The sequence below is a fragment of the Pseudomonas sp. GM24 genome (genome assembly GCF_000282235.1).
In the GTDB taxonomy this organism is placed as follows: Bacteria; Pseudomonadota; Gammaproteobacteria; order Pseudomonadales; family Pseudomonadaceae; genus Aquipseudomonas.
Genome location: NZ_AKJR01000355.1, coordinates 1 through 1,873, shown reverse-complemented (window position 1 = coordinate 1,873; position 1,873 = coordinate 1). Strand labels below are relative to the sequence as shown.

Annotated in this window: 2 protein-coding genes; one reads left to right on the top strand and one right to left on the bottom strand. The window is 60.7% G+C overall.

Annotated elements, in window-relative coordinates; genetic code table 11:
* Nucleotides 1-52: 52 nt before the first annotated feature.
* Nucleotides 53-817, bottom strand: a complete 765-nt coding sequence (locus PMI23_RS28270; RefSeq protein WP_007919703.1) for an AraC family transcriptional regulator — start codon at nt 815-817, stop codon at nt 53-55.
* A gap of 135 nt (nt 818-952) precedes the next feature.
* Between PMI23_RS28270 and PMI23_RS28265 the strand changes: the two genes are divergently transcribed.
* Entirely contained in the window at nt 953-1,768 is an 816-nt protein-coding gene (locus PMI23_RS28265; RefSeq protein WP_007919701.1) for a UDP-2,3-diacylglucosamine diphosphatase, read from the top strand.
* The last annotated feature ends 105 nt before the right edge of the window (nt 1,769-1,873 follow it).

Genomic DNA, 1,873 nt, shown 5'->3' with positions numbered 1-1,873 from the left:
TTCGGCAGCTCCTACATTTAAGCGTGTCGAGCTCAGTAAGTCTGTCGGCAGGCTATCGTCTTTTGTCGCAGGAATCGCGCCGAAGCTGGCCGGGTGACGAACCGAACTCGCGTAAGACGGCGGCCGAGAAAGCGCTCTGCGAGCTGTAGCCGACGCGACTGGCAACTTCGCCGATCGGCAGGGCTGTGTCGCGGAGCATTTGCACGGCCAGATGCAGGCGCCGACTGCGGATGTAATCCATCGGCGTCTGCCCGCATTCGGCCATGAAACGCGCATGCAGACGCGCGCTGGACAATCCTGCCACCCGTGCCAGATCGGCGACTTGCAGCGGATACGCGGCGTATTGCTCGATGTGCGCATCCAGCGCGGCATAGGGCAGGCGGCGAATGGCGTGTTCCGCAGGTTGCGCGTGATTCAGGCTGGCCAGCAGCAACACCGCGCCTTGCTGGGCAATCAATGGATCGCTGACCGGACTGTTTGCCAGCCAGCTGACCAACTGACTTTGCCCCGAATCCAGCGACAGGCGCGCCGGTTGATCGAGCAGACGATGGCTGGCGTCGGCATGCTCGCCCAGTGAATCCGTCAGCCATTGGCCGTCCGGGATATCCAGTACCAGACAGCGGCTACCATTGGGACTGCCGCAGGCATGATGAGCGCCGGAAGGGATAACTACAAAACTCTGCTGACGCACCTGACTGCCACAACCCTCGACCTCGAAATCCAGCGCACCGGACAGCCCGAACACCAATTGCGCGTGGTCGTGGCTGTGGACGATCAAATCGTGGGTGTACTGACGCAGGGTGAGGATCGGTCGCATGGCAGGTTGTCTCCGAAGTGGTCGCCAGTCTACACCGGCGCACACCGGATGCGTTGTCACAGGACTGACTCACGCTTGTCATGGTCGATTAACCGGGCAGGCGCAAAGTGGCGAAAACATCGCAGAGGGTTGCCCATGACCAGCGCCGAGCTCGCCAGACCCAGTCGCAAACAACGCGTGCGCACCCTGTGGATCTCCGACGTGCACTTGGGCACGCGGGATTGCCAGGCCGAGCACTTGTCGCAATTTCTCAAGGGCTACCATGCCGACAAGATTTATTTGGTCGGCGACATCATTGACGGCTGGAAACTGCGCGGCGGCATGTACTGGCCGCAAGCGCATACCAACGTGATCCGGCGTTTGCTGACCATGAGCAAGCGCGGCACCGAGGTGATCTACGTCACCGGCAACCACGACGAATTCCTGCGTCGGTATTCGAAGCTGATACTGGGCAATATCCAGTTGGTTGACGAGGCGGTGCATGTCACCGCAGACGGGCGGCATCTATTGGTGATTCACGGCGATCAGTTCGATGTCATCACCCGTTATCACCGCTGGCTGGCCTTCCTCGGCGACTCGGCCTACGAATTCACCCTTACCCTCAATCGCTGGCTCAACCATTGGCGTGCGCGCTATGGCTACGGTTACTGGTCGCTGTCGGCGTACCTGAAACACAAGGTGAAAACCGCGGTGAGTTTCATCAGCGACTTTGAAGAAGCCATCGCCCATGAATGCGTGAAGCGCGAGTTGCATGGCGTGGTGTGCGGGCACATTCACCACGCCGAGATCCGCAAGGTGGGGGAGGTGGATTACCTCAATTGCGGCGATTGGGTGGAGTCGTGCACGGCGCTGATCGAGCATTGGGACGGCACGATCGAGCTGTATCGGCTGGCGGACGCGCAGGCGCGCGAGGCGGAGCTGAAAGCGGCCAAAGTCGCCGAACTCGCCTGATTCTCGGGTGTTTTAGAGGGCCTCATCGCGAGCAGGCTCACTCCTACAAGGGGTACGCATTTCAACTGTAGGAGTGAGCCTGCTCGCGATGAACCGCGCAGCGGT

Bases quoted from the DNA above. Each gene is read 5' to 3' on its own strand.
- PMI23_RS28265 (WP_007919701.1), top strand. From the start codon at position 953: ATGACCAGCGCCGAGCTCGCCAGACCCAGTCGCAAACAACGCGTGCGC.
- PMI23_RS28270 (WP_007919703.1), bottom strand. From the start codon at position 817: ATGCGACCGATCCTCACCCTGCGTCAGTACACCCACGATTTGATCGTC.